Consider the following 20725-nt stretch of genomic DNA (forward strand, 5'->3'; position numbering starts at 1 on the left):
GCGGTGGCGTGCCGCGACACGCACGAGCACGTCTTCGAAAGTATTTAGGAGCTTAGGCTGTGAGCGCAGCACCGAATTTACCTCCGTATTACAACGAACCTCCTGAGGAGCCACGCCAGTTCGAAGAGCCAGCTCCACGTCGGCACGGACGATGGAAGAAAATCGTGGGCTGGGTAATTGGCATCATCCTTCTTCTGATCATTGCTGCGGGTGTCACGATTTATGTCCTGCTGCACAATGAATCATTCCATCAGTACGTACTGAAGAAAGCCGAGGCGCAAGCGGCTGCTGCGTTGGGATCACAGGTCCATGCGAAGGATTTCGCTCTGCACTTCCACGGGATTTCGCCCAGCCTGGATCTTTACAACGTCGTAGTAGACGGAGCGAATCCATATCCGACGCCGCCGCTGCTCACCGTCGATCACATTCATCTCGGTGTCCGCGTCGTCTCTATTCTCAGCAAGACCTGGTACATGGACGATGTGACGATCAACCATCCGGTGGTCCGCGTCTTCATCGACGCGCACGGCACAGACAATCTGCCGCAGACCAAGAGCAACAGCCAGAAGAAGAGCAACACCAACATCTTCGATCTCGGAGTGCGTCATGCGCTCTTAGATAACGGCGAGATCTACTACAACAATCGTAAGAGCGTGATGAACGCCGACTTGCACGATCTCACGTTCCAATCTGGATTCGATCCGTCGCAGAAGCGCTACTCAGGAAACATCAGCTACAAAGACGGACACCTTAAGCTCGAAAACTTCAATCCGATTCCACACGATCTAAGCGCGAAATTCGACCTCACGCCGCAAGCGTTCAAACTCACAGACGCCACTCTCACCAGCGGTGATTCGCATTTCATCCTCAATGCGACGCTCACCGACTTTGCCCATCCGCACGTGAATGCGACCTATCAGGCCGTCCTCGACTCCGGCCAATTCCGCCGGACGTTGAAGAACGCGTCCCTTCCGATCGGCGTTCTGAGCGCAAATGGATCGCTGGAATATCAGGCAAAACCTGATACGCCGATGCTCGCCGTGATCGTGGTTGATGGAGGCCTGAACAGCCGCGAACTCCAGATCGTTACGCCGACCATGCGCACCAACATCCGCGACCTCGGCGCGCGGTATACGCTGCGCAACGGCAACCTCGAAGTAAAAGACATGCGCGCCGGCCTGCTCGGCGGAGAACTCACGGGCAATCTGGTCATGCGCGATCTCACCGGCAAGTCGCAGTCGCATCTGGTCGCTGCACTGCACGGAATCTCCGTTGCGGATTTGAAGACGATGATGAACTCTCCATCGCTGCGCCAGGTAAAGATGAATGGCAAAGTCGACGCTAACGCCGACGCGACCTGGGGACGCACCTTCAACGAGATGAAGGCCAAAGCCGACGCCACCGTGAACGCGAGCCTTGCGCCCGCAAAGGGAAACGGCGCGGCGGTTCCATTGAATGGCGCCATTCACGGCGCGTATTCAAATGCAACCAAGATCCTCGCACTCTCGAACAGCTTCATCCGCCTTCCGCAAACATCGGTGAACCTGAACGGAACGGTGAGCAACCGATCGGCGCTGCAAATCCATTTGCAATCGAATGATCTGCATGAACTGGAGAATATCGCCGACGAATTTCGTGCGCCAGGTTCGCAGGCCTTCGGCCTATATGGCACGGCCAACTTCAATGGTACGGTCAGCGGCTCGACGGCAGCACCGCATATTGCCGGCCAATTCAACGCCAACAACCTTCGCGTGCACGGCACGCAATGGAAGCTGCTGCGCACCAGGATCAATGCCAGCCCCTCCGGCGCGAGTCTTACCAACGGCGAGCTTGATTCTGCCGATCGCGGCCGCATTACTTTCAACCTAAGCACCGGGCTGCGCAAATGGGCTTTCACGAATACCAGTCCCATTCAGGTGGGACTCAACGCCAACAATCTGAATGTCGGCGAGCTGGCCAAAGCCGGAGGCGTGACTACGCCGATCAAAGGAACACTGGCAGCAAATGTAAATGTGCATGGCACGGAGCTGAACCCGATTGGACAAGGCGCAGTCAGCTTGACCAACGCTCAAATTTCCGGCGAGCCGATCAACGCATTGAACCTGAACTTCAACGGCACAGGCGAGGTCGTGAATGCCAAGTTGAGTGCTCGCATTCCCGCCGGTTCTGCGAACGGCAACCTTGTCTATTATCCGAAGTCACAGAACTATGACTTCCAACTCCAGGCGCCCGGAATTCAGCTCGCCCAATTGCAGACAGTGAAGCAGCGCGGCATGAATCTGACAGGCGTGTTGAGCCTGATCGCCAGCGGACGCGGTACGGTTCAGAATCCACAGCTTACAGCTTCTCTGCATATTCCCAAGTTGGTCATCGATAAACAGGCGATCAACGGCATCGCGCTGAACGCGAACGTCGCCAATCACGTTGGCGCCTTCGATCTGAGCTCGCAGGTTCTCAACACGTCCATTCGCGGACGCGGCACGGTTAACCTCACCGGCGACTACTACGCGAATGCCACGCTCGATACCCAAGCCATTCCCTTGGGCGCTATCGTCGCGGCCTACGCGCCGGCGCAGGCAGGCAAAATCAACGGCCAAACCGAACTCCACGCAACACTGAAGGGACCTCTGAAGGACAAAGCTCGCGTCGAGGCTCATGCGACCATTCCCATTCTGAACGTGAACTACGCCAATACAGTGCAGATCGGTGCGGCGAGTCCCATCCATGTTGATTATGTCAATGGCGTGCTTGCCCTTCAGCGCGTTCAGCTACGCGGGACAGATACCAACCTGCAGTTCCAGGCGACGGTGCCGGTCATCGAACGCAATGCTCCCGTGTCGCTGCTCGCACTGGGCACCATCGATTTGAAGCTGATTCAGCTGTTTGACCCTGATCTCGTCACCTCCGGGCAGCTTCGCCTGAACGTCAATTCCTATGGCCAGCGCGCCAATCCCAATGTTCAAGGGCAGATCGAAGTGATCAATGCCGGATTCGCCAGCGGAGATCTGCCACTAGGGTTGGAGAATGGAAACGGCGTATTGACGTTGACGAAAGATCGCCTGAACATAACCAGCTTCAAAGGTGAAGTCGGCGGTGGCCAGGTCACCGCGAGTGGTGGAGTTGTCTACCGGCCATCGCTCGCTTTTAATCTAGCGCTGGGCGGGCGCGGAATTCGCCTGCTGTATCCCCAGGGAGTTCGTACCAGACTGGGAATGAACCTCGCGCTTACCGGGAACCTCGACTCCGCGCTGCTTAACGGAGACGTGCGCATCAACCAGCTTTCGTTTGCGCCCGATTTCGATCTGATGACCTTCATCGGTCAATTCTCCGGAGATACAGTTCCGGCTCCCTCGCAAGGGTTCGCCGACAAGTTGAAGCTCAACCTTGCCGTGAACGCCACGAACGGCATCAGTCTCGTCAGTCGGACGCTCAGCCTCGATGGAACCGCGAACCTGGAAGTAAATGGCACCGCTGCGAATCCGGTGATTCTTGGGCGGGTGGTGCTCTCAGGCGGCGATCTCATTTTTCAAGGGAATCGTTACCTGCTCCAGAATGGGACAATTGATTTCGTGAATCCCTACGAGACGCAGCCGGTCGTCAACGTCGCCGTAAACACGACAATCCAGGAATACAACATCATGATGCACTTCGATGGCCCTGTGGACCGCTTGCACACGAATTACACTTCTGTGCCCTCGCTGCCGCCATCGGACATCATCAACCTGATCGCTTTTGGCAAAACCACAGAAGCTTCGGCGGCCAATCCAACTCCGCCCGGAAGCATGGGCGCCGAGTCGCTGGTCGCGTCTCAAGTCGCAAGCCAGGTGACCAGCCGGCTGCAAAAAATCGCCGGCATTTCGCAACTTTCCATTGATCCCGAATTGGGAGGCAATCAGCAGAACCCCGGCGCACGGGTGGCCATTCAGCAGCGCGTTACCGGCAATTTGTTTGTCACGTTTGCAACCGATGTCACGCAGACGCAAAACACGACCATCAAGCTCGAATACCACATCAGCCCGAGGGTCTCGTTCAGCGGAACCCGTGATGAGAACGGCGGATTCGGTTTCGATACCAAGTTCCACAAGAGCTGGTGAGAGCCGTGTGGTACCAAGCAGGATGTCCCGCGGTTTCACCTCAGCAGAGCGCTTCTGCTAGATTCTTGAGGCGAAATTTTCGCCGGAGAACGACTTGAACAGGGCGCCCCTTCCTGCAGACTGCATTCTGCGTAAACCATCTCGCGCCAAAACGCTTTGCATTCTGATCGCAGCTTTCACAGCTGCTTGTGGCGGGGGAAGCAGCTCCAGCACCAACAATCCTCCTCCACCTCCTTCTCAGAACATCACGGTTTCGATATCTCCGCCCGGAGCCACAGTCGCCCCGGGTGGATCGGTACAATTCACAGCCACAGTGACCGGCACAACCAATACCGCCGTCAGTTGGAGCGCAGGAGGAATTGAGGGGGGAAACGGCACGATCGGAACGATCAGTGCCTCCGGTGTGTACACTGCTCCAAATACCGTGCCAAACCCCTCCGCAGTAAACATTACTGCGGTTTCTGTCGCCGACAGCACTAAATCGGCGAGCGCGACTGCCAATATCCTGGTGCATCACATCAATCAGGATTTTCAGAACCCGCCGATTAAGCTCGGGACGAGCGGCGGCAACGCGACCGACAAAACCACGACCACGGACAAGAGCACCGGAAAAACAGAAGTCTTCTGCTGCTCCGGAACGCTCGGCTCATTGGTTTCGCGAGGCGGAGATTTCTTTCTTTTGAGTAACAATCACGTTCTCGACAAATCAGATCAGGGCTCTCCTGGTGATCCGATCTCCCAGCCAGGGCTGGCAGATACCAATTGCGGGCAGAAGCAGAACACGATCGTCGGCAATCTGACCCAGGCAGCGCCTCTTAAGACCAGCAACATCGATGCAGCGATTGGGCAAGTGGTTACGAACGAGGTGGATCAATCCGGAGCGATTCTCGACCTGCTGGGAGCAGGCCAACCTGCTCCCCCGTCCAAGACAATCGCCACGCCAGCGGTAGGGCAACCGGTCGCAAAGAGTGGCGATGCCACTGGCGTGACTTGCTCGAGCGTTAACGCAGTCTCTTTGAACGTGCGAGTGGATTATTCGACTCAGTGCCAGGGTGGCTCGACTTTCAACGTCACGTTTACAAACCAGATCGGGATCCAAGGTAGCACCTTCAGCAATAGCGGCGATTCCGGATCCCTTGTCATCACCTCTGACAAGGCTCAACCAGTGGGACTCCTCTATGCGGGAAGTAGTACCGGCACAGTTGCAAACCCCATCAATGACGTTCTCGCAGCTTTCAAGGATTCAGCCGGCAATGCGCCGCAAATTGTTGGTGGATCAGATCACCCGGTGTCCTGCCCTGCTTCGCCGCAAGCTGAGGTACTCGCGACTGAGAAGGCCCTTTATCAAACTAATGTTCCGAACTCGCAGCTCGCCAGAGCTTCTGCAGCAACGGAACGTCACGCACTTGAACTCATGCAGGATCCTGCGGTTGTTGACGTCGGGGTAGGCCAGAGCGAGGACGCCTCGAAGGAGCCAGCCGTAGTGGTCTTTGTAAAAGGTCGGCCGGGCATTCCCGTTCCGGCACAGCTTGACGGAATACGTACAAAACTTATCTACACGGCTGACTTCAGTGCGCAACAATCCAGAACTGTGCAGAGGCTCAATGCGCTACCCGAACTCTCAGCCGACGAAGTACTTCGTGCCAAAACAGTGAAAGACCGACACGCCGACAGCATGATGTCTAATCCTGCGATTCTCGGTGTAGGAGTAGGAGCAAGCCAGGACAGCCCGGGAGAATCAGCCATTGTTGTATTCGTGGAGCAAGGCAAGCACGTCACCGTGCCGGTGGAAATCGACGGAGTGCGCACTCGCATCATAGAAACCGATCGCTTCCGCACCTTCAATTGGGGCAAGCGGACGCGGAATTCCTGTTCGAGAAGATAATCGCCGCAGGTCGTTATGTCACAAGCTGAAATTGCCGGTGGGAGAGTCAGCCCCAAGGCCGAGGTCCCTCGAATCGGGTACCGGCTCCGCGATTTTATGCTCAGGAGCACTGCAGGAGCGGAGGTTCGTCTTTCCGACTATCGCGCTCGTTCGAACCTCATCCTGATTTTTGGGATGATTGCAGCGCAGCATTCCGCTCTGATTCGCGATGTTGCTGCTCAGTATCAACGAATTCGCGAGCAACAAGCTGAAGTTCTCTTGATTAGTCCCACCATGGTCGAGGAACCGCAGCGCCCAGTTCAGCTTCCCTTCCCTGTTCTGCTGGACGCCGCGACAGATCTATGCTGAATACGGTTTTCTTGTAGACGATGATCCCATTTCCGGAATTTTTATCGCGGACAGTTTCGGGGAAATTGCAGCCTCTTACGTGGCATCTGAGACTGCAAATGCCACGTCGGCTTCGATTCTGAAGTGGCTGGAGTTCATCAACAGCCAGTGCCCGGAATGTGAGCCTCCGGAGTGGCCCTTGGAAGATTAAGGTTCCGTCGAGCCGGGCGCCCTCGGCCGGGTGTTGCGCCGTTTGGTGATGGCGTGATTTCGCATTTCGCGATTGGTAGCTGCTTGCGGCGAATACTTGTTCAACAGGCCAATCATGTGGGCGGCGCCGTCAGGCATAGCTACCTTCGAATTTACGAGGATGTCGGCGGCTTTGATCTCGCGGCCGTAGAGGTCCCTGTTCACTTCGGGGTCCTGGTACAGGCGAGCGCCATCGAGCGCGATGTCTGTAAACGTTCCGCGCGAGCGCGCGTAGGAGTAGATCTCAGAATGCAGCGCGCTTGTGCGTGGCGAGCCTGTATCCCCGAGAGGTCCGGCAGATACGGAAGTATCTGCACCGAGGGAGAACTGATCGGCCAGCAGCTTCTCAGTTCCGCGCTGATGGACAAACAAGAGGACTACATCGACGGACTCCGAACCTATGTGGAAGCCCGAGTTCCCGCCTGCGATTTTGAATGAAGAGACGGGTCCCCACGAGCCTTTCATACTCCGGCGGCAGGTTACAAACCCATATCCGAAACGGCCACCGAAGCCGAACGCGCCTTTCTTCAAAGACGGAACCACGGCGATGCAACGCGCATGGTCGAGCATGCCTTTGGGGATTCCCTTATCTGACGCGTTGAGCATGTCCTGCAGCACCTGGCCGGAGCGCTCAAAACGATCCATCTCTTTCGACGACACGCCGGCAAACGCAGACGCAGTCCAAAGTGCGACCAACGCGACAGCAGCAGCAACGCTGATGGAATGCAGCTTCATCGGTAGTTCCCCAGAGGGCGCAGGTATCGATTAGAAGCAGCTTCCCCTGAAGAGCCCAGGCAGGCAAGGGTACTGAAGGCCAAGACCAACAGAACCAGCGGGGTAGCCGCTGGGTCGGAGGTGGCGAATAGCCACCTCCGAGCACGGCCATAAAGGTGAGAACACGACCCGCAGTTGCGAGCGATGATACTATCCAGCGGCTTACAACAGTTTGATCAACTTGACCTTCAGCGTGTCACCGTTAACGTCGCCGGTCACATCCACGCGCAAATGATCATTCTTGCTGGATGATTTGAGCTGCTCGACAACTTGCTTATTGCCGACCGAGTCGAGCTTCAGCACTTTCTGGTCGGGCGTCACGATAGCGAATCCACCGCTCTGGCATTGCAGGGCGCAGCCTTTGGTGTGCGAGTCCGGATTTGCTGCGAGCTTCTTGGCGCACATCGTGTCGAGAATTGGGGCGTCTTTGAACGTTTGTTCCGCGCAGACCGCCGGAAGCGTAAACATCGCCAGTACTGCCAGGAATGCTAGTCTTCGCATTTAAGCTTTCTCCACTCCAGTTTGGGATTATTTCAAAAGTCTCAGGCCGTGGCCGCATAGCGGTCGTTGGCGTTGCCTGATTTTAGAGCATCCTCTCGCGCCGCCGAAATCTGTGCGAGGGCGAACGCGGAAATGGCAAGCTCTACGTCACGCACGGCAAGATCATAGAACATGCCGGTGGTCAGCAGATTCGCCACGATTCCAATGAGCCACAGACTTACAACATAACTGCCAATCTTCGTCCAGCGACTCAATACCACGAGGCCAGCGATGATCTCGACCACGCCGACGATGTGCATGAACGTCGCCGGGCTGAGCGGCACAACTTTGGTCGCCAGCGGGCTGAGATACATCTCCCAGTTGACGATCACATTGAAGAACTTGTCCACTCCTGCGATGATGGGGCCGACTCCAAAGCCAATTCGAAGCACCCACCACGCCAGATTGATCCGAGCATCAAACTTTTGCATTTGATCCTCCCCGTCCTGTGCAATTGAGCGGCAAAGCTGCCTTTGGTTACAACTGATTGGGGAAACCTTTGGTAACGTGGAAAACAGCGTAACCTTTTTGAGGGAAGCCACTCTATCCCATAGACCGCCATGTCAACCAGCATGTTACCCCCGACAATCGGCTCCGACGCCCTCAAGGACGAGCAGATAATCGAACGCGTCCTCTCGGGCGAGACGGCGCTTTATGAGTTGATCATGCGTCGCTACAACCAGCGTCTTTATCGCACTGTGCGTGCCATTCTGCGGAATGACGATGAAGTAGAAGACGTGATGCAGGACGCGTATGTCCGCGCCTATCGCCACCTCGGCGACTTTGCCGGACGCTCGCAGTTCTCCACCTGGCTGACGCGTATCGCGGTCCACGAAGCATTCGCGCGCCTCAGGCACGGCAAGCGGACGCAGCAATTCGACGATGAGTCCACCGGCGGAGGAGCCGACATGATTCCCGCAACCACCATCGATCCCGAACACCACAGTTCCAATGCAGAGCTGGGAGCATTGCTCGAGGAAGCCATTCTCAGCCTGCCGGAGAACCTCCGCACCGTACTAATGCTTCGTGATGTGGAAGAACTCAGCACAATCGAAACCGCCGAAGCTCTCAGCATCTCGGAGGAAAACGTCAAAACCCGCCTCCATCGCGGCCGCGCGCTGGTGCGCAAAAAGCTCTATGCACGCGTGGGCTCCAACGCTCCTGCGACTTTCTCCTTCATGGGTGTGCGCTGTGATCGGGTGGTACGGCGCGTATTCGAAATGCTCGAAGAAGCAGGCCTCTCGCAAAAGCTGCTTCACTGAAAACGAAAACGTCCTCTCCTAAAACACTGTCATCCCTCGCTCCGCCGCGATATCGTCTTGACGCCAAGAATTGCAGTTGCGCAGCGGGGGACCTGCTTTCTCAGGTCGTCGATAAATTGATTCCCGCGTAGCACAACAAAGCTGCGAACCCATCTCACAACTCAACCGCGCACACGTGAATCTTTCTCTTTGAGAGAGATTCATGAAGAGCAGCTTTCCCATAAAAAGTGTTCGCGTCTCCGTCTTCACTGTTCCGACCGACCTGCCCGAAGCTGACGGCACATTCTCATGGAACAAAACGACAATGGTGCTGGTCGAGGTCGCGGCAGGCAATCAAACCGGTCTGGGATACACGTACGGAGACGAAGCCGTCGCATCGCTGATCCACAAACCATTTTCCAAACTGCTCGAAGGCAAAGACGCCTTCTCCATCGGCGAGAGCTGGAGCGCGATGCTCTGGAAGATTCGCAACCTCGGTCGTCCTGGAGTGGCGTCGATGGCGATCTCCGCAGTTGACGCGGCACTCTGGGACCTGAAAGCGAAACTGCTCGGTCTTGCTCTGGTCGTGCTATTGGGCAAGTGTCGCGACCGCGTTCCCATTTACGGAAGCGGCGGGTTCACGTCCTACAGCATCGCGCAGTTGCAGCGCCAGCTAGGAGGATGGGCCGCACAAGGCATTCGCATGGTGAAGATGAAAGTGGGCACGCATCCTGAGCAGGATCCCGACCGGGTGCGCGCCGCCCGCGAGGCGATCGGCCCCGACGTTCAACTATTCGTCGATGCGAATGGCGCCTACTCTCGCAAGCAAGCTCTTGAGATGGCCGAGCGCTTCGCCGAATACGACGTGCGCTGGTTCGAAGAGCCGGTTTCCTCGGACGATCTCGCAGGTCTGCGCCTGATTCGCGATCGCGCGCCGGTGCGCATGGAAATTGCCGCAGGCGAGTACGGATACGACCAGTACTACTTCCGCCACATGCTCGAATCCGAAGCAGTTGACGTGCTGCAAGCCGACGCCACGCGTTGCGAAGGCGTCAGCGGATTCCTGCGCGCCAGCACCATTGCTCAGAGCTTCCACATTCCCTTTTCGGCACACACGTCACCGTCGATCCATTGTCATCCGTCCTGCGCGCTGACCGAGTTCCGCCACATCGAGTACTTCCACGATCACGCGCGCATTGAACAAATGTTCTTCGACGGCGCTGCGAAGCCGGTGAATGGATGCCTTGTTCCTGATCTGACGCGGCCCGGAATGGGATTGGAATTGAAGAGGAAGGACGCACAGAAGTACGCCGCGTGATGTTCTGCTGTATTCGAAATGCCTCGTGTTAACGTGACTGTGCTCGATCGTTATTGCACACAAAACACAACGTGCTTCGGCGAAACTCACGCCTCAGCATGACACGGTTTTTCAAGTGCGGTTTTTTCCACCATTGTCGAATTTCAACAAAACCATGTCATCCTGAGCCCTGATGTTGGGCGAAGGACCTTGTGTTTGTCGTTGGTGTTGCTTTTGCGGTTTCAAACCGCGCCGTCAGACCAGACGCACGCCTTCACCATCCGCTCGGATGACCAAGAGACCCCTACGGCGTCGCGTTCCTGTGAATCTCCACCGTTGACCACGTCTTGTCAGCCGCATGGCATACGGTCTCCAGCTTGCAATCCACGCACTTAGGTTTGCGCGCTATGCAGAGAGCCCGACCATGCCAGATCACGCGATGGGAAAAGTCGATCCACTGGTCGCGTGGGATCACACGCATGAGATCCTGCTCGATTTTGACGGGCTCGTTGTTCGCCGTGAGCTCCAGCCGGCGGGAAATGCGGTGAACATGCGTATCCACAACCACGCCCTCAGCTTTCCCAAACCAGGAACCAAGAACGACATTCGCTGTCTTGCGCGCAGCTCCGGGCACAGTTAACAGCTTGTCCATTTCATCGGGCACCTTGCCGCCGAATTCGTTCACGATCTTCTGCGCTGCGCCGACGATCGACTTCGACTTATTACGAAAGAATCCGGTGGAGCGAATCTCGGGCTCAAGTTGTTCCGGTTTTAATGCCGCGAAATCTTTCGGAGTTGGATATTTCTTGAACAGACCAGGCGTGACCATATTGACGCGCGCGTCGGTACACTGCGCGGAAAGAATCGTGGCGACCAAAAGCTCCCATGCATTCGAGTGATGCAGCGCGCACTTGGCATTCGGATACATCTCAGCGAGCCGATCCAGGATTTGTTTGACTCGCTCAGAAGATGTTGGATTGAATTTAGCCTTTTTCGGCTTCGTCGGAGCTTTCGGCGAGGCCTTCACTGCAGTGGCGGATTTTCCGGGCATTTCGCAACCGATTCTATCCGATGCCCATCAGCGTTCCCTGGCGAAGTCGATGTAGCCGCGGCGGACATCGGTATTTACAAGCTTCACGCGGAGTCTGTCGCCAACATCAACTCCCTGGCGACCGTTCACCAGCATGCCTTCCACGTGCGGCTTCATGATCCGCACAAATGTCCCGTGTTCGTTCGCGCCGGTGACAATCGCATCGAATGTCTGGCCGATATTGTGCGCCAGCGCGACTGCTGCGATTCGTTTTTGCATGTCGCGCTGCGCTTTACGTGCGGCATCCTGCTTCTCTGTGCAGTTGGTCGCGATGGCCGTGAGCTGGTCGTCGGAATATGGAGGAGGCGCGCCCGCGAGAATGGATTTGATAATGCGTTGCGTGACTACGTCTGCGAACCGTCGATTCGGCGCCGTCGAATGTGTGTAATCCTGGACAGCAAGCCCAAAATGACCCTGCCCAACTTCTCCAGGACGCTCCACCGCGTATTCCCCTGGGCCCATGAGTTTCACCATTGCCAGTGAAACGTCGGCAAAGCGGTCGGGATCGGCCGCTTTGCGCTGCATCAGAAAATCATTCAGAGCCTTCGCGTCCGGCTGCGCAGGCAAATGTCCGCCGTGCTGCGCCGCCAGCGCGACAATTCGATCCCAACGCTCAGGTGTTTTTACAACACGACGGATCGAGGAAACCTTCTTTGCTTCGAACATGCGCGCCACAGATTCGTTGGCGCCGATCATGAGTTCTTCGATCAGCTCACTTGCTCGATTCTTCTCGCGATCAGCGATGCTCATCACCTGATCGCCAGACATGATCGGCTGAAGCTCGATGCTCTCGATGTTCAGCGCACCATGAAGATGCCGCTGCTGCTTGAGCTTCTCAGCAGCTTCGGACTGCAGCTTGATTTGAGCTTGCAGTTCCGTCGACGATGCCACTTTGGAACTGCTATCCCCGGTGCCCTCCAGCCATTTGCCTACCGCACTGTACATGAGCTGAGCCTTGTTGCGCACGACTGCGCGATAGATGTCGTAGCTCTCGATGTTGCCGTCGTTGCTGACGACGAATTCGGTCACGACCGACAGCTTGTCAGCGCCTTCGAGCAACGAGCTAAGTCCGGTCGAGAGCTCCTCCGGCAGCATGGGAAACACACGGACTCCGGTGTAAACCGTCGTTGTCTCGCGAGCTGCATGACCATCGATGGGAGAGTTGCGCGTAGCGAACACGTCCACATCCGCGATTCCGACCAGTAATCGCGTGCGACCGCTGCCTAAATCTTCGGCGTATTCGATTTGGTCGAGGTCTTTGGAATCGTCATTGTCGATCGACGACCAAAGCAATGAACGCAGATCGCGGACTTTTCCGTCAGGCGCCACCGCCAGCGGATGCGCCTTGATTTGTGCAACCTGCTGCTGCACCTCGGGAGGAAATTGCGGATCGAATCCGCGCGCGCGGACAACTTGCTCGGCGAGAGCACGAAGATCTACTTCCGAAGAGGACTGGTTCATGCGCCATCGCATTGTAAATGGCAAGGTAATTACAATCGTGGCAATGAACGCGAATAGTTACCGCAATGCTGACTCTCTAATCTCGACCGAAGAGCTGGCGCGCAGCATGGGATCGAAGAACGTGAAGATCGTCGAAGCCGGATTCGACATGCCCGGCTCGAAGCCGCCGCTGGCGCGAGAAAAATATCTGCAGGCGCACATTCCCGGAGCCGTGTTCTTTGATATCGATGAGATCGCCGATAAGAGCACTTCCCTGCCCCACATGATTCCTTCCGCCGAAGAATTTGGCGAGGCTGTTGGCAAACTGGGGATCGGAAGCGAAGATCGCGTTATTGTCTATGATCGCGATGGATTAAAGTTCGCTCCACGCGCGTGGTGGACATTCCGCACATTCGGTCACGAGAAGGTTGCGGTTCTAAATGGCGGCTTGCCCAAATGGCAGGCTGAAGGACGTCCGGTCGAGAGCGGCGCGCCGAAGGTGACGCCGAAATCCTTTACAGCAAAGCTGAATCCCAAATTGGTCCGCAGCAAAGCGGATGTGTTCAAGATCATCCAACAGCATCGAGAGCAGCTCATAGACGCGCGTTCGAAGGGGCGCTTCGACGGCACTGCTCCTGAGATTTGGCAAGGACGGCGATCCGGGCACATTCCTGGAAGCCTGAATCTCCCTTCTGAGCAGCTCGCGGACGCCAACAGTCATGCCGTGCTCCCCGAAGCAGAAATTAGGCAAAAATTCCAGAGTGCAGGCCTCGATCTCAACAAACCAGTGGTCGCGAGCTGCGGGTCCGGAGTCACTGCATGCGTGCTCGCATTCGGGCTGCACCTGCTCGGAAAGTCCGATGTGGCCGTCTATGACGGCTCCTGGGCAGAGTGGGGGCTGCCGGGAGATACGCCGGTGGAAACGAGCTGAATTCCGTTAGGTCTCTCAGTTCGGTCATGGAAAGATTGGAGGATCTATTGAAACCTCCCCGCCAACCCCGAGAACAATATAGCCCTGTCGTCCGTCCGGGAGAGAAATGTCGACGGTAGCGCAGTCCTTCCAATATCTAATTCGTCGCACCCGTGCGATGGTTCCTGCCTCCACTGTAGTCAGCCGCTCCGAACGATCACACTGATTGGTTCCGTTGCCTCCGAAGATAGTCACCGCTGAGTCAAACGTGACAGTGTGTCGGCGATCAGAGCGAACATCGTTAGCCCACAAAACTAAAATCGCTAGTGCGACCACAAGGAGAGCAGTGCCTAGACTGAATACGAGTTTCTTCACTTCTCAGTAATCCCGATGCAGGCTCTTTCGTCTTTATACTACTTAAGTGAATTCCCGGATGTGCTGCATCTTCTGCAGCGTTCATACGAGTCGTCGCGGTGCTCACGCTCCGTGTTCGGAACAATAGAGCGTCCGGTTCCAAGCACTTTCACGCTACGATAGAAGCATGGATTTGACGGTCTACACTGCGTTCTGGTGCCGCGACTGCCGCGAGGCCAAGAACTTTCTGAAAAAGCACAACATTCCCTTTCGCGAGATTGACATTGAAAACACTCCAGGTGCCGCCGACGAAGTGTTACGCAACGTCGGTAAGCGCGCCATTCCGCAGTTTGTAATCGATGGCAAGTGGGTGCAGCCTTACCGGCCCGGACAAGGTTTCCTTTACAAAGAGATGAGCGCACTGCTCGGAGTCTCGGAGTAGGAGTTCTATTCCGGCACTTGCGTCAATGACCGCACAAAGTACTAGCTCAAGCGATGTTGCGAGGCAAGTCGCTGAGAATATCTCCCACATTCGTGGACGGATTGCAGAAGCGGCAAAGCGTGCTGACCGCGATTCAGCCGGCATTACTCTGATGGCGGTGACAAAAACTCAACCGGCAGACAAGATCATCGCCGCCTATGAAGCCGGCATCCGCTCTTTCGGTGAAAACCGCGTTCAGGAGTTCGCGGCCAAGCGTGAGCCATTATCCGATCTGCCCGACGCGACGTTTGCTCTGATCGGCCAGCTTCAGTCGAACAAAGTGAACAAAGCGATCGAGCTGTTCTCTGCCATTCACTCGGTCGATTCGCTTCGACTGGCTGAACGCATCAACGCTGCGATTGAGCGCTCCGAGAGAGAGCCTTTGCCTGTCGCAATCGAAATCAACACCGGAGATCCCGCAAAAGCCGGGCTCTCGCCCGATTCTCCCGAATTGGAACAGATTCTCATCTCTGCCCCGCGCCTGGCGCATCTCCGGATCACGGGTCTAATGACCATTCCACCTTTCACCGAAAACCCCGAAGGAGCGCGTCCCTACTTTCGCCGACTTCGCGAGCTGCGTGACACCATCGCAAGCCGTCGGCTGTCGGGAATTTCAACGGAACTGCTCTCGATGGGTATGTCGCACGACTTCGAAGTAGCGATCGAAGAAGGCTCGACGTGCGTTCGTGTGGGCACGGCGATTTTCGGCGAGCGCAAACCATAGCAAAAACACGACACGGATCACGCGGATTAGACGGATTTTACGGATAGTTCGCTGAAAATCGAGGATTGCAGCTACTATCTTGCTTTGCGATCCGTGGAATCCGTAGCATCCGTGTGATCCGTGTCGTGTTTTTGCTGGAACACTCTCATCAGTCTGAGGATTTGCCTTGTCCTTTTCTGAGCGCCTGCAACAAGTCCGCACCGGATTTGAACGCCCATTTTGGGTCGCGAATATCACTGAGTTGTTCGAGCGACTCTCCTATTACGCCGCCTTCGCATCACTGGCACGATACCTCCACGAGGCGCTGAGATTCCCCGTCGAGCAAGCCAGCAGCCTAACCGGATTGTTTGGAGGCCTGGTTTGGTTTCTCGCAGCTTTTGGCGGAGCGGTGGCAGATCGCCTCGGATTCCGCCGCGCGCTCTCGGTCGCATACCTGATCCTGAGCTGTTCGTATTTCCTGCTCGGCTCAATTGCTGCGCCGTGGCTCGGGCCTGTCCGCGACCACGTTCCTCTGGTGGCGCTGGTCACATTCATCCTGATGCTTCCCGCTTTGGGAATCGCGCTGGTAAAGCCTTCGGTAGTGGGAACAACGGCCCGCGCTTCCAACGAAAACGTCCGCTCAATCGGATACGCGATTTACTACACGCTGGTGAACATCGGCGGGGCCGCCGGACCGTACGTCGCTTCGTGGGTGCATCAGCGCATGAACGTGGAGAACGTATTTCGCGTTGCAGCTCTCAGCGTCTTCCTCATGTTTTTTGCCGTTCTGCTGTTCTTCCGCGAACCGCGCAAACCGGGAGAAGTGCAAACCACAAGCCTGGGACAGGTTGTGCGCAACTTTGGAACGGTGCTCATGAATCCCCGCTTCATGCTGTTCCTGCTGATCTTCACCGGCTATTGGATTTTTTACTGGCAGGAGTTCATCATCCTGCCGATTTACGTTCATGACTACATCAACCCCAATACCGATACGGAACTCATGCTGGTCACCGGACCTGTGATCGTGATTGCTTTTACTGTGCTGGTGAATGTCATCACGCAGAAGATTCCGGCTTTCAGCGCGATCATTTTGGGAACAGTGATCTCGGGCGGAGCATGGATTGTGCTGGTCGTGTCTCGCTCCGTCTTTGCGGCTTATCTCACTCTGGTACTGGTGGCGATCGGCGAAATCACGCAGTCTCCGCGATATTACGAATACATCTCCAGACTGGCGCCGTCCGGACAGCAGGGCACGTATATGGGATTTGCTTTCCTGCCCATCGGCATCGGCTCTCTCATCGCCGGCGTATTCGGCGGCAGGCTGATTCATCATTACGGCGAACTGGTGCATCGGCCGCAGCAGATGTGGTGGGCAGTTGCCGGAGTGGGCCTTGCAACCGCTCTGCTGCTTTGGATCTATGACCGCGTCTTCGCTCCAGCAGCAGCTTCCACGACAGCCTGAGCATTGCGATGCGCGACCATCGAATGCAGGAGTGCCTCCATGAATCAACGTCCTCCGCTTCCGCCATTCACGTTAGAAAGTGCCAAGCAGAAAGTGCGCTCTGCCGAAGACGCGTGGAACACTCGCGATCCGGAGCGCGTGGCCTCCGCCTACACAGAAGACAGCCGCTGGCGCAATCGCGCTGAGTTCTTTCGCGGACGCACCGCGATTGTCGAATTCCTGAAACGGAAATGGGCGAAGGAGCTCGACTATCGACTGATCAAGGAGCTTTGGGCCTTTCACGAAAACCGCATTGCCGTGCGCTTCCAGTACGAATGGCATGACGATTCGGGGAGCTGGTTTCGTGCGCACGGCAATGAGCAGTGGGAATTCGATGAGAACGGACTCATGCGGCGTCGCGAAGCCAGCATCAACGACGTTCCGATCCAAGCGGAGGACCGAAAGTTCTTGTGGCAGCCGCTAGGACCGCGTCCGGCGAACCATCCTGGATTGACCGAACTGGGCTTGTGATCTGACACTTTTTGTCATTTTGCATGGCTTCGGCGCGAGTTGCCCGCCAATTCTCAGCATCTCTGCATGCGCAAGGCAACGGCAGCACGCAACTTTTGTATCCCACGAGTAGCCAGAACGAAATCATCTCTTCTTTGGATTTGGACGCTCTGTGGGACGAATACTCGCATTAGCGCAGTTTCTGTTGCTTCTAGGGACTGCTTTTTCCCAAAACGGCCCACAGTCTCTCGCGTCTCCCACAGTTCAAGATTCGATGCATCAGGCCGTGGCCTCCCTGAGCTTTCAAGGGGTGAATCCATTCACTAAGCCATGGCTGATGGACTTCGATTTCCTATCCGCCAACCAGCAAGCGGCAGAAATCGAGACACAGGCAAATTCCAAACCGGCTCCTTTACCGCAAACCAAGTACAAACTCGAGCCCGATCCGTTCAATTCAGACCTGCACCAGAATTCGATAAATCAGGATGCTCCGGCCACCGTGGCTTCGGCGTCTCCGACTCCCGACACCGCCGAACGTATTGCGACACAGGCAGCCGAGCATGAGCAGCCGCGCGAGCACAAAGCAAAGAAGCAGGATGCAAAGTACGACATCACACGAATCGGCCATCGCGGCATCGGCTCTAACCTGAACTTCTTCTCGATCGATCGTGAAGAGGCTCTCGGCCGCGAGCTATCGCAGGAAGTAGAGCAACAGGCGAAGCTGATTAAAGATCCTGTGATCACCGAATACGTAAACCGCGTGGGACAAACGCTGGTACGGCATTCCGACGCGAAGGTGCCGTTCGTGATCAAAGTTGTCGACGACGAGCAGGTCAACGCCTTCGCTCTTCCCGGCGGCTTTTTCTACGTGAACAGCGGCGTGCTGCTGGCAGCAGATAACGAAGCCGAACTCGCCGGCGTTATGGCGCACGAGATCGCTCATGTGGCCGCGCGTCACGCCACCCGCAATGCAACTAAGCAGGAGATTTGGAATTTTGCGTCGCTGCCTCTCATCTTCATTGGAGGCCCGGTAACCATGGCGATCCGGCAGGTCGCCGGCTTTGCTGTGCCAATGTCATTCCTGAAATTCAGCCGCGACGCTGAGCGCGAAGCCGATTTCCTCGGCGTGCAGTACGAGTATGCCGCCGGGTACGATCCCACGGCGTTCGTCGACTTCTTCGAGAGGATCGACGCGCGCGAAAAGCAAAAACACGGTTTCATCGCCCGCGCCTTTTCCACTCATCCCATGAACGACGATCGTATTCGCCGCGCCGAAGCCGAGCTTGAAACGCTTCCCCCAAAAGATGACTACATCCTCACAACCAGCGAGTTCGACCAGGTAAAAGCGCGGCTGATCCGCCTCACTCGCGGACGCAGCATCAACGAAGGAAAATCCGGACCAGTCCTCCGCAAACACACCGTAGAGGACGAAAAACCGCCGATTCTGCATCGGAAAATTGGCACTACAGCCCCGAACTTCCCCTGACATTCAGCCGCATCCCGCTTACAATATTGCGAGACTTTCTTTCTGAGGTCCGGCTATGACGCGGATTCGCCTCCGCTGGATTTTTCTCGCTCTCCTCGCCTTCGCATCGATCGCAACCTTTGCCGAAGACAAGTATTCACATCTCGAGTTCGTGGTCATCCACAGCTACAACGGCAAGCCTGTGCGCAATGCCAGTGTCGTGCTCCATCCGGTAAACAAAGACGGCAAGCAATCCAAATCGGGGATGGAGTTGAAAACCGATCCGGACGGAAAAGCCTCCATGGACGGCATTCCCTACGGCAAGCTGCGAATTCAGGCCATTGCACCCGGACTGCAGACGTACGGAGACGACTTTGATATCAACCAGCCCGAACAGCAGATCACGATCAAGATGAACAAACCGCAGTCGCAGTACAGCATTTATAAGTAATCGGCGAGCTTCGGCTCCCAAACTTCAGGTCATCACAAAATGAAAAGAATTCTTCCGCTTGCAGTCATCGCTCTTTTCGCCATTGCCAGCTCAGCTCAATTTATGGAAAACGAAGTTCCGGCATACCATAAAACCCCTCCGGCGAAAGGAGAGAAGCTCGCACCAATCGCTTCGTCTGCGGAACTCGACCAGATGAACCTGAAGTACGGCTTCCAGCGCCGCGCCTACGAAGCCGCCGCGAAGGTTCCGCGAGTTCTATACCAGCTTCCCTGCTACTGCTTCTGCGACCGCTCCGCCGGACACCAGAGCCTGCATAACTGCTTCGAAGGCGACCATGGTTCGCACTGCTCAACCTGCATGCAGGAAGCCTTCTACGCGTACCAGATGACCAAGAAAGGCAAGACGGCGAAGCAGATTCGCGAAGGCATCATCAAGGGCGAGTACAAGAGCATTGATCTGAATTCGCTGAATGGACCGCTTGCGTAAGAGGCAGTCGGCACTTGGCATTCGGCACTCAGCCAAATCACAGTGCTCAAGTCCTCGACACTTCCAAACACCAACAACAATAGACAGCCTCTCTGGGGAAGTGCTGCTCAGGTCTTCCGGAATGAGCCGAGTGCCGACTGCTGATTGCCGAATGCCTAGCATTTGACGTACCCTGCATGTTCCGCGTATAAAAGCGAGTTTGTACCGGATACCTCGGCGTAACCGAATCGAAGTTGTGTCACCAGCGTTGAGGATTTCCACAGCCCGCAGACGATTGTGTGTACCTGGGACTGAGTGACCGAAGCGCCGGATAGGATTCAGGGTGACAGAAAAATCGAAGAGTTCCGGATCTAAATCCAAGACAGAAAAGCCGGTTGGCCGACAATCCGGCCACGTTCTTCAGATGCAGAAGTCGTCCGCAGCAAAAGCCGCTCCGCCACCTGACCCGAAATTTACACAGGCTGTGCAAAATTACGAGGCCGGCCTGAAAGCTCTGCAGGAGCGCAAATTCGATAAGGCCAAAGGCCTGCTGGAGAAGGTGGTCGCCGGTCCAAGCCGCGAGCTTGCCGACCGCGCGCGTGTTCACCTCAACACCTGCAACCAGCAACTTGAACGCGGCACTGCATCGTTTAAAACTGCGGGCGAGCACTACGACTACGCCGTTTCTCTCATGAACGGCGGCTCCTATGACGATGCACGCAGCCACATGGAGAAGATCCTCAAGCAAAATGCCAAGGCCGACTTCGCTTATTACGGCCTCGCACTGCTGGACTGCCTCACCAATCGTTCCGAGGACTGCCTGCGAAATCTGAACGAAGCCATCAAGCTGAATGCCTCAAACCGCTTCCAGGCAAGAAACGATCCCGACTTCAAGAACATGGCGGATGATCCTCGTTTCACGGAACTTCTGTATCCCGAAGTTCCTCCCGAGCCGGGTAGCTAGAGCCCTGCCTTTCTGGAAACAGCGAAAGACAAAGCAATTGAACA

Annotated in this window: 19 protein-coding genes; 14 read left to right on the forward strand and 5 right to left on the reverse strand. The window is 56.1% G+C overall.

The window, feature by feature from the left end; genetic code table 11:
- Positions 1–59: 59 nt before the first annotated feature.
- The 3 genes from VFU50_08535 to VFU50_08545 all read left to right on the forward strand — a co-directional run bounded on the left by VFU50_08535 (position 60) and on the right by VFU50_08545 (position 6327).
- Complete coding sequence (locus VFU50_08535) at positions 60–4094, forward strand: translocation/assembly module TamB domain-containing protein (protein HEU5232892.1); 4035 nt, start codon at positions 60–62, stop codon at positions 4092–4094.
- Between the two features lie 313 nt (positions 4095–4407).
- Positions 4408–5979: a hypothetical protein gene (locus tag VFU50_08540; protein ID HEU5232893.1), complete on the forward strand. Its 1572-nt coding sequence runs from the start codon at positions 4408–4410 to the stop codon at positions 5977–5979.
- A 15-nt stretch (positions 5980–5994) separates the two neighbouring features.
- Positions 5995–6327 (forward strand): redoxin domain-containing protein, encoded by a 333-nt coding sequence (locus VFU50_08545; GenBank protein HEU5232894.1) that lies wholly within the window; start codon positions 5995–5997, stop codon positions 6325–6327.
- A 186-nt stretch (positions 6328–6513) separates the two neighbouring features.
- On the opposite strand, the gene VFU50_08550 is transcribed toward VFU50_08545, so the two are convergent.
- The 3 genes from VFU50_08550 to VFU50_08560 form a co-directional block, all read right to left on the reverse strand.
- Positions 6514–7290, reverse strand: a complete 777-nt coding sequence (locus VFU50_08550) for a lipid-binding SYLF domain-containing protein (GenBank protein ID HEU5232895.1) — start codon at positions 7288–7290, stop codon at positions 6514–6516.
- A 201-nt stretch (positions 7291–7491) separates the two neighbouring features.
- The gene (locus VFU50_08555; GenBank protein ID HEU5232896.1) at positions 7492–7830 is read right to left on the reverse strand and encodes a hypothetical protein; all 339 of its coding nucleotides are present in this window, start codon (positions 7828–7830) and stop codon (positions 7492–7494) included.
- Positions 7831–7871: 41 nt separating this feature from the next.
- A complete protein-coding gene (locus tag VFU50_08560; protein ID HEU5232897.1) occupies positions 7872–8300 on the reverse strand; it encodes a hypothetical protein in 429 nt (142 codons plus the stop codon).
- Positions 8301–8429: 129 nt separating this feature from the next.
- On the opposite strand from VFU50_08560, the gene VFU50_08565 reads away from it, so the two are divergent.
- Positions 8430–9131 (forward strand): RNA polymerase sigma factor, encoded by a 702-nt coding sequence (locus tag VFU50_08565; GenBank protein HEU5232898.1) that lies wholly within the window; start codon positions 8430–8432, stop codon positions 9129–9131.
- A gap of 202 nt (positions 9132–9333) precedes the next feature.
- The gene (locus tag VFU50_08570) at positions 9334–10428 is read left to right on the forward strand and encodes an enolase C-terminal domain-like protein (GenBank protein HEU5232899.1); all 1095 of its coding nucleotides are present in this window, start codon (positions 9334–9336) and stop codon (positions 10426–10428) included.
- Between the two features lie 283 nt (positions 10429–10711).
- Here VFU50_08570 and nth read toward each other — a convergent pair whose 3' ends face one another.
- Positions 10712–11458, reverse strand: a complete 747-nt coding sequence (gene nth, locus VFU50_08575; GenBank protein ID HEU5232900.1) for an endonuclease III — start codon at positions 11456–11458, stop codon at positions 10712–10714.
- Positions 11459–11485: 27 nt separating this feature from the next.
- Entirely contained in the window at positions 11486–12958 is a 1473-nt protein-coding gene (locus VFU50_08580; protein ID HEU5232901.1) for an RNB domain-containing ribonuclease, read from the reverse strand.
- Here VFU50_08580 and sseA point away from each other — a divergent pair.
- The 9 genes from sseA (at position 12957) to VFU50_08625 (ending at position 20681) form a co-directional block, all read left to right on the forward strand.
- Positions 12957–13868 carry a 3-mercaptopyruvate sulfurtransferase gene (sseA, locus tag VFU50_08585; GenBank protein HEU5232902.1) on the forward strand — a complete coding sequence of 304 codons (912 nt, stop codon included), beginning with the start codon at positions 12957–12959 and terminating at the stop codon, positions 13866–13868. The two genes, VFU50_08580 and sseA, sit on opposite strands and share 2 nt — an antisense overlap.
- Positions 13869–14388: 520 nt before the next feature.
- Positions 14389–14643 carry a glutaredoxin domain-containing protein gene (locus VFU50_08590; protein HEU5232903.1) on the forward strand — a complete coding sequence of 85 codons (255 nt, stop codon included), beginning with the start codon at positions 14389–14391 and terminating at the stop codon, positions 14641–14643.
- Positions 14644–14668: 25 nt separating this feature from the next.
- A complete protein-coding gene (locus tag VFU50_08595; GenBank protein ID HEU5232904.1) occupies positions 14669–15406 on the forward strand; it encodes a YggS family pyridoxal phosphate-dependent enzyme in 738 nt (245 codons plus the stop codon).
- Positions 15407–15572: 166 nt separating this feature from the next.
- Positions 15573–16847: an MFS transporter gene (locus VFU50_08600; GenBank protein HEU5232905.1), complete on the forward strand. Its 1275-nt coding sequence runs from the start codon at positions 15573–15575 to the stop codon at positions 16845–16847.
- Between the two features lie 39 nt (positions 16848–16886).
- Complete coding sequence (locus tag VFU50_08605) at positions 16887–17357, forward strand: nuclear transport factor 2 family protein (protein ID HEU5232906.1); 471 nt, start codon at positions 16887–16889, stop codon at positions 17355–17357.
- A gap of 151 nt (positions 17358–17508) precedes the next feature.
- Entirely contained in the window at positions 17509–18822 is a 1314-nt protein-coding gene (locus VFU50_08610; GenBank protein HEU5232907.1) for a M48 family metallopeptidase, read from the forward strand.
- Positions 18823–18877: 55 nt separating this feature from the next.
- A complete protein-coding gene (locus tag VFU50_08615; protein HEU5232908.1) occupies positions 18878–19252 on the forward strand; it encodes a hypothetical protein in 375 nt (124 codons plus the stop codon).
- Between the two features lie 39 nt (positions 19253–19291).
- Complete coding sequence (locus tag VFU50_08620; GenBank protein ID HEU5232909.1) at positions 19292–19738, forward strand: CYCXC family (seleno)protein; 447 nt, start codon at positions 19292–19294, stop codon at positions 19736–19738.
- A 403-nt stretch (positions 19739–20141) separates the two neighbouring features.
- Positions 20142–20681 (forward strand): hypothetical protein, encoded by a 540-nt coding sequence (locus tag VFU50_08625; protein ID HEU5232910.1) that lies wholly within the window; start codon positions 20142–20144, stop codon positions 20679–20681.
- The last annotated feature ends 44 nt before the right edge of the window (positions 20682–20725 follow it).

The sequence above is a fragment of the Terriglobales bacterium genome (assembly GCA_035764005.1).
GTDB lineage: Bacteria > Acidobacteriota > Terriglobia > Terriglobales > Acidobacteriaceae > Gp1-AA112.

Excerpts from the sequence above, each read along its gene's own strand:
- VFU50_08550 (HEU5232895.1), bottom strand. The coding sequence starts at position 7,290 with ATGAAGCTGCATTCCATCAGCGTTGCTGCTGCTGTCGCGTTGGTCGCA.
- nth (HEU5232900.1), bottom strand. The coding sequence starts at position 11,458 with ATGCCCGGAAAATCCGCCACTGCAGTGAAGGCCTCGCCGAAAGCTCCG.
- VFU50_08570 (HEU5232899.1), top strand. The coding sequence starts at position 9,334 with ATGAAGAGCAGCTTTCCCATAAAAAGTGTTCGCGTCTCCGTCTTCACT.
- VFU50_08605 (HEU5232906.1), top strand. The coding sequence starts at position 16,887 with ATGAATCAACGTCCTCCGCTTCCGCCATTCACGTTAGAAAGTGCCAAG.
- VFU50_08615 (HEU5232908.1), top strand. The coding sequence starts at position 18,878 with ATGACGCGGATTCGCCTCCGCTGGATTTTTCTCGCTCTCCTCGCCTTC.
- VFU50_08620 (HEU5232909.1), top strand. The coding sequence starts at position 19,292 with ATGAAAAGAATTCTTCCGCTTGCAGTCATCGCTCTTTTCGCCATTGCC.
- VFU50_08560 (HEU5232897.1), bottom strand. The coding sequence starts at position 8,300 with ATGCAAAAGTTTGATGCTCGGATCAATCTGGCGTGGTGGGTGCTTCGA.
- VFU50_08625 (HEU5232910.1), top strand. The coding sequence starts at position 20,142 with ATGCAGAAGTCGTCCGCAGCAAAAGCCGCTCCGCCACCTGACCCGAAA.
- VFU50_08580 (HEU5232901.1), bottom strand. The coding sequence starts at position 12,958 with ATGAACCAGTCCTCTTCGGAAGTAGATCTTCGTGCTCTCGCCGAGCAA.
- VFU50_08590 (HEU5232903.1), top strand. The coding sequence starts at position 14,389 with ATGGATTTGACGGTCTACACTGCGTTCTGGTGCCGCGACTGCCGCGAG.
- VFU50_08545 (HEU5232894.1), top strand. The coding sequence starts at position 5,995 with ATGTCACAAGCTGAAATTGCCGGTGGGAGAGTCAGCCCCAAGGCCGAG.
- VFU50_08565 (HEU5232898.1), top strand. The coding sequence starts at position 8,430 with ATGTCAACCAGCATGTTACCCCCGACAATCGGCTCCGACGCCCTCAAG.
- sseA (HEU5232902.1), top strand. The coding sequence starts at position 12,957 with ATGCGCCATCGCATTGTAAATGGCAAGGTAATTACAATCGTGGCAATG.
- VFU50_08555 (HEU5232896.1), bottom strand. The coding sequence starts at position 7,830 with ATGCGAAGACTAGCATTCCTGGCAGTACTGGCGATGTTTACGCTTCCG.
- VFU50_08595 (HEU5232904.1), top strand. The coding sequence starts at position 14,669 with ATGACCGCACAAAGTACTAGCTCAAGCGATGTTGCGAGGCAAGTCGCT.